The organism is Streptococcus sp. E24BD (assembly GCF_041807825.1).
GTDB classification, from domain to species: domain Bacteria; phylum Bacillota; class Bacilli; order Lactobacillales; family Streptococcaceae; genus Streptococcus; species Streptococcus entericus.
Genome location: NZ_JBGTZB010000060.1, coordinates 1 through 6,528 on the forward strand (window position 1 = coordinate 1; position 6,528 = coordinate 6,528).

Below are 6,528 nucleotides of genomic sequence, written 5' to 3' on the forward strand. Positions count from 1 at the left end.
CGAAGCCATCAAGGCAGAAGTTGCTAAGCTTGTTAAATCGACAAGCCGTTCAGCTACAGCTCCTGCAGCTTCAGCACTAGCCTCAGCGACAGTAGGTAAGAAGGGACTCCCTGCAACAGGCGATGCCCACACAGCTCTAGCTGCTGTCGGCGCAACAGCCCTCTTATCAGCCCTAGGTTTAGCCGGACGGAGAAGACGAGCTAGATAAGCTAATCTGATAATACAAAAACAACAGTTTTAATGCTGTTGTTTTTGTTGGTGAAGTTATCATTATTATGATTATGTTTTAAAATATTATACTCAATATGACAATGGCTCTATCACTTTAGAACTAATGTGACTAGCTAAGACAAAAATTTTTTCAAAGCGGTGCCTATTAGCCTTACCACGAGTATTTTGACCACAGAGATAGATACTCAATCTATTATTGTTAATGTTGACAATAATATAGCTTTCTAGTTTATTAAACGACAGTAAGCGCATGTTGTTTTCAATTCTAGATTACATAAAAGTACTTCCAGTGGGGGTTAAAAAGTATTGTTCTCAAAAATTATATTAAATCTATACCTGATTAGAGTTTTAGTTGCAAATAGTTTATTTATAGGACTAGGAAATAGAAGATGATAAATCCTTTTTTTTGTGGTAGAATGAAGAGTACTATATGAAAAGCGGAGAAAAGTATGAACATTTACGATCAATTACAGGCGGTGGAAGACCGCTATGAAGAGTTAGGCGAGTTGCTCAGTGACCCAGAGGTGGTATCTGACACCAAACGCTTTATGGAATTGTCTCGCGAAGAGGCAAACACGCGTGAAACGGTCGCTGCCTACCGTGAGTATAAGGCGACTATACAAGCCATCGCAGATGCAGAAGAGATGATTAAAGAAGCAGGTGGCGACAAGGATTTAGAGGAAATGGCTAAAGAAGAGCTCAAAGAGAGCAAGGCCGCTAAGGAAGCTCTCGAAGAGCGATTGAAAATCCTGCTCCTACCTAAAGACCCGAATGACGATAAAAACATCATCTTGGAGATTCGTGGTGCAGCAGGTGGTGACGAGGCGGCCCTCTTTGCCGGTGATCTTCTAGCCATGTACCAGAAGTTTTCCGAAAGCCAAGGCTGGCGCTTTGAAGTCATGGAGACGTCTTACAATGGTGTCGGTGGAATCAAGGAAGTCGTGGCGATGGTATCAGGTCAGTCGGTTTACTCTAAACTGAAATACGAATCTGGTGCCCACCGTGTGCAACGTGTCCCTGTGACCGAAAGCCAAGGCCGTGTCCATACATCGACAGCGACAGTTCTTATCATGCCTGAAATCGAAGAAGTCGAGTATGACATTGACTCGAAAGACCTCCGTATCGACATCTACCACGCTTCTGGTGCAGGTGGTCAGAACGTCAATAAGGTGGCAACGGCTGTCCGTATTGTTCACTTGCCGACCAACATCAAGGTCGAGATGCAGGAAGAGCGGACCCAGCAGAAGAACCGTGACAAGGCCATGAAGATTATCCGTGCCCGTGTGGCGGATCATTTTGCCCAGATTGCGCAAGACGAGCAGGATGCGGAGCGCAAGTCTACCATCGGTACAGGTGACCGTTCAGAACGCATTCGCACCTACAATTTTCCGCAGAACCGTGTCACCGACCACCGTATCGGTCTGACCCTGCAAAAGCTGGATACGATTTTATCTGGGAAGATGGACGAAGTGGTGGACGCCCTCGTTCTCTACGACCAGACCCAAAAACTGGAAAAGTTGGCCAACTAATGCGGTTGGGACAGGTCTTGTCTTCTTTGGAAGACCGTGTTGAAGCCGCAGGAGCAGAGCGAGCTGCCCTTGCCTACGTCTTTCGTGAGCTCAAGGGCTGGAGCTTGACCGATTTGGTTTTGCAGCTGTCACAGCCGATTACGCTAGCAGACGAGGCACTCTTGACTGAGTTAGCGGACAAACTCAGCCAGCATCTTCCCGCCCAGCACCTGACAGGACGCGCCTACTTTCGAGAGTTGACGCTCTTGGTGGACAGCCGTGTCCTCATCCCTCGCCCTGAGACGGAGGAGTTGGTCGATTTGATTCTTTTAGAAAATAGCAGAGCGGATTTGCGGGTTCTGGACCTGGGGACAGGCAGCGGGGCTATTGCCCTTTCCCTCAAGCAAGCTAGACCCGATTGGCAGGTGACAGCGAGTGATTTGTCAGCCGATGCTCTGGCAGTCGCTCGTGAAAATGCCCAAAAGCATGACCTTGCGGTTACCTTTATCCAGTCAGATGTCTACGATGGGTTACCTGAGACCTATGACCTTATTGTCTCTAACCCACCCTACATTGCTTACGCAGACCAGCATGAGGTCGGAGAGAATGTCTTGCGCTATGAGCCGCATACCGCTCTTTTTGCCGAAGAAGAAGGATTGGGCATTTATCGACAAATCTTGATAGATGCCCAGCAGCACCTGACACCAAATGGTAAGATTTATCTAGAAATTGGCTACAAGCAAGGTCAAGCGCTAAAAGCCTTAGCTCAGCAGTATTTACCCGATAAGCGCATGCGGGTCTTGACAGACAGCTACGGCAAAGACAGAATGGTGGTGATGGATAATGGCTGATTTGGGTCAGGTCTTAGAAAACGGTGGGGCAGTCGTCCTGCCGACTGAGACCGTTTACGGGATCTTTGCCAAGGCACTGGATGAAGAGGCTGTGAATCAGGTCTATGCCCTCAAGCAACGCCCTCGAGACAAGGCACTCAATCTGAACGTCTCAAATCCGAACGATATTCGAAAATTCAGTCAAAACCAGCATATTTTTTTAGAAAAGCTGTATAATGAGTTTATGCCAGGACCGTTGACCATCATCTTAGAAGCCAACGACCGAGTGCCACACTGGGTCAACTCTGGTCTGGGGACGGTCGGTTTTCGGGTGCCAAATCACCCTGTGACCTTAGACTTGATTGCCCAGCATGGACCATTGATCGGTCCTTCCGCCAATCGGTCAGGCCAAGCCAGTGGCATCTCTTTCGAGGACATCATGGCAGAGTTTGACGGTCAAGTGACGGGCTACGCAGATGATGCCGCCCTGACAGGACAGGACTCGACCATTTTGGACTTGTCTGGTGACAGAGCGACCATTTTACGACAAGGAGCCATCACCAAGGCACAACTCCTTGAAGTTGTGCCAGAGTTGAACTTTTAGGAGGATTAGTATGCTCAGATGTTTACACGATAAAGATGTCTCACAACTGTCGATTATCAATAAGTTGGCGTTAGGGTATTCTTTTTCAGAAGAGAAGACTGCCCAGCAATTAACTAAATTATCGGCAGATGATCACCATTTTCTGCTTGGCTATGGCGACCCTGAAACAGGAGAGTTCTTAGGCTATGTTCACGCTCAAATCTATGAAAGTTTGTACTCGCCGACAGGTTTTAATGTCTTGGCTCTGGCAGTTCACCCTGAACATCAAGGGAAGGGAATCGGTCGGTGCTTAATTGCAGGTTTAGAGGATGAAGCTAAGGCTAGAGGATATGCCTTCATCCGCCTGAATTCAGCTTCACATCGTCTGGAGGCGCATGAATTTTACCGCAGGATTGGCTACGATGGGGATAAGACGCAGCTACGATTTATCAAGTTATTTGAGGAAGGGAACGATGATTGAACGTGAACCAGATGTTCCCGAGTTGACCGCGGATGACATGGCTTTGCTGACGGAGGCGGTCTTTGGGCAAGATCAGTTGCCTCAGGTCTGTGACTTGGGCTTTATCTTTTCGAGCACCCACCCCTTGCATTGGGAGAAGGCTGTCGAGGCTTATCGACAGGGCTATGTTAGCCAGTTTTTAGTGACGGGTGGTCGAAGCAAGACAGGACAGGCTCATCCTGATTGGCCAGGAGGTGATCGGACAGAGGCTGAGGTCATCATCGAGCACTTGGTGGCTGGGGGCGTTCCACGGCAGGCCATTCTGCATGAGAACCAATCGACCAATTCCTTGGAAAATGTTCTATTTGCTAAGGATTTGATTGATTTTTCACGCGTTAAGAGCATTTTGGTCATTTGCAAGAGCCATGTGGCAGGGCGTCAGCTACGAACCCTAGCCCAGCATCTTCCAGATGATATTGACCTTATCTCTTATCCCTTTGATACAGCTTATAAAGGACAGATAATTCGTCGGTCAGACTGGATGACCTCTGACATCGGTCGCCGACGGGTCTGGGGAGAATACCTGCGCCTCGTTCGCTACGGAGAACTGGGGCATTTGAAACCATTGGATAACCAACTTAAAGGAGTACACTTATGATTTTTGACAAGGAAGATTACAAGGCCTTTGACGCTGACCTTTGGGCAGCGGTACAAGCCGAAGAGCAGCGCCAGCAAAACAACATCGAGCTGATTGCCTCTGAAAACGTGGTGTCTAAGGCTGTTATGGCAGCTCAGGGCACCCTATTGACCAACAAATACGCCGAAGGCTACCCTGGCAAGCGCTATTATGGCGGCACAGACTGTGTGGACGTGGTGGAAAATCTGGCGATCGATCGAGCGAAAGAAATTTTCGGCGCTAAGTTTGCTAATGTGCAGCCCCACTCAGGCAGTCAGGCCAACGCGGCGGCTTACATGGCGCTGATTGAGACGGGAGACACGGTGATGGGTATGGACTTGTCCGCTGGTGGCCACCTCACTCATGGGGCGACAGTGAGCTTTTCGGGCAAACAGTACAACTTTGTCCACTACACGGTTGACCCTGAGACCCACCTCCTCGACTACGATGCCATTCTGGAGCAGGCCAAGGCCGTACAGCCTAAGCTTATCGTGGCAGGAGCGTCCGCCTATTCCCGTACTATTGACTTTGCAAAATTCCGTGAGATTGCGGACAGCGTCGGTGCCAAGCTGATGGTGGACATGGCGCACATTGCTGGTCTGGTGGCGTCTGGCCATCACCCAAGCCCAGTACCATATGCCCACATTACCACAACAACCACCCACAAGACCCTTCGTGGCCCACGCGGTGGCTTGATTTTGACCAACGATGAAGAGATTGCTAAGAAAATCAACTCAGCCATCTTCCCAGGCCTGCAGGGTGGTCCACTCATGCACGTCATTGCTGCCAAGGCAGTTGCCTTTAAGGAAGTCCTAGACCCTGCCTTCAAGACCTACGGTGAGCAGGTCATCAAAAACACCCGTGCTATGGCGGAGGTCTTTCTCAAACATGACAAGTTTAAAGTCATCTCAGGCGGGACAGATAATCACCTCTTCTTAGTGGACGTGACTGGCGTGGTTGAGAGTGGCAAGGTTGCCCAGCACCTGTTGGACGAAGTCAATATCACCCTCAATAAGAACTCGATTCCTTTTGAAACCCTATCACCCTTCCAGACCTCTGGTATCCGTATCGGCTCTCCAGCCATCACTAGTCGTGGTCTCGGTGAATCAGAAGCGACCAAGATTGCCGAGCTCATTATCAAAACCTTGGAAAATGCTGACAAGCCAGACGTGCTTGATCAGGTGCGTGCTGAGGTTAAGGCGATTACGGATGCCTTTCCGCTTTATAGTTAACCAGAAGAAAGGAACTTAAAATAATTTCAGAATATGTCTTACTTTGTGCCCCTTACCGATTTGAAAATCGGTTTGTGACTGAACTTGATAAAGAAATAGTTGATAAAGAATTACTTCCAATTGTTTTACCGAATGTAAATATCTTGACACGATTTTTAGTAAAACACGGTCTAAAAAAGAATTTTGGTATTGTGAATAAACATACTTTGGTTAATGAAATCAGAGCTCTAAAACAAGGCGACTACCGTAGGTTAAGAATGAAGAGAAGGCTTTGACAGCTGTCCTAGAGGAGTTAACTGAGGATACAAACTTGCTGGAGATTCTAGGTCGCTTACAAGCTTTAAGCAAAGGAAAAGGGGTACAAGGTTTTGATGATTGTCGTATCATCGATGTCTTGACCAAGGCTTATGCAGGAAAGCTTGTGAGTCAGGCGGAGTTTCAGGAGCTATTTGACCAAGAGACTACTCGTATCAAGCAAGATTATGAGAGTTGGGAACAGTATTTGGCATCTTGTGTTTTAGGGAAAATTTTACAATTTGCACCCACATCTTCGACGATTGTGACGGAAGAGAGTTTTATTTTAGCGATTTATGGTTACTGCCTGGCTAAAGTTAACGCTTTCTCATTTGCATCTTTCTGGGTTGATACTAACTTGGAACAACTGGGACAAGTTTTGGCTGATGTGCTCGGCTTTGATTATGAGCAAGATAAAAAAGATATGCGGGGAATTGAGGAATAGCTAGTACCAGCCATCTCTCCTTATAGGGCTCTTTGTCAACTGTAGTGGGTGAGTTATATTTACTGACGAGTGAGAAGCAACTTGGTTCTCACTCGTTTTATTTGGTTATTTTAGCTAATTAATCTTATTTATCTGTTTTATATTATGAAAAGGCACCCCTTTTCTGTACAATTTTTATAAAGTGTTTTTGTTAAGCGATAACTCGCTTAACCATAGGTGTTTGGTAATCGAGACTACCGTGAATGCGATGATGGTTCCACCAGTGGACA

Annotated in this window: 8 protein-coding genes; all 8 read left to right on the forward strand. The window is 47.4% G+C overall.

Features of this window, described 5'->3' with window-relative positions:
* On the forward strand, positions 1 to 208 hold a 208-nt coding region (locus ACERC5_RS09725), incomplete at its 5' end, for an LPXTG cell wall anchor domain-containing protein (RefSeq protein ID WP_373660653.1).
* 472 nt (positions 209 to 680) lie between these two features.
* Positions 681 to 1,760, forward strand: coding sequence for a peptide chain release factor 1 (gene prfA, locus ACERC5_RS09730; RefSeq protein ID WP_373659665.1), 1,080 nt, complete (start codon positions 681 to 683; stop codon positions 1,758 to 1,760).
* Entirely contained in the window at positions 1,760 to 2,590 is an 831-nt protein-coding gene (gene prmC / locus ACERC5_RS09735) for a peptide chain release factor N(5)-glutamine methyltransferase (RefSeq protein WP_373659664.1), read from the forward strand. Before prfA ends, prmC begins: the two co-directional genes overlap by 1 nt.
* Complete coding sequence (locus ACERC5_RS09740) at positions 2,583 to 3,173, forward strand: L-threonylcarbamoyladenylate synthase (RefSeq protein WP_373659663.1); 591 nt, start codon at positions 2,583 to 2,585, stop codon at positions 3,171 to 3,173. The genes prmC and ACERC5_RS09740 overlap by 8 nt, the downstream gene beginning before the upstream one ends.
* Before the next feature lie 10 nt (positions 3,174 to 3,183).
* Positions 3,184 to 3,633 (forward strand): GNAT family N-acetyltransferase, encoded by a 450-nt coding sequence (locus tag ACERC5_RS09745; protein WP_373660654.1) that lies wholly within the window; start codon positions 3,184 to 3,186, stop codon positions 3,631 to 3,633.
* Positions 3,626 to 4,270: a YdcF family protein gene (locus ACERC5_RS09750; RefSeq protein WP_373659661.1), complete on the forward strand. Its 645-nt coding sequence runs from the start codon at positions 3,626 to 3,628 to the stop codon at positions 4,268 to 4,270. The genes ACERC5_RS09745 and ACERC5_RS09750 overlap by 8 nt, the downstream gene beginning before the upstream one ends.
* Entirely contained in the window at positions 4,267 to 5,520 is a 1,254-nt protein-coding gene (gene glyA / locus ACERC5_RS09755; RefSeq protein ID WP_373659660.1) for a serine hydroxymethyltransferase, read from the forward strand. The genes ACERC5_RS09750 and glyA overlap by 4 nt, the downstream gene beginning before the upstream one ends.
* 271 nt (positions 5,521 to 5,791) lie before the next feature.
* Positions 5,792 to 6,259, forward strand: coding sequence for a DUF1266 domain-containing protein (locus tag ACERC5_RS09760; protein ID WP_373659659.1), 468 nt, complete (start codon positions 5,792 to 5,794; stop codon positions 6,257 to 6,259).
* The last annotated feature ends 269 nt before the right edge of the window (positions 6,260 to 6,528 follow it).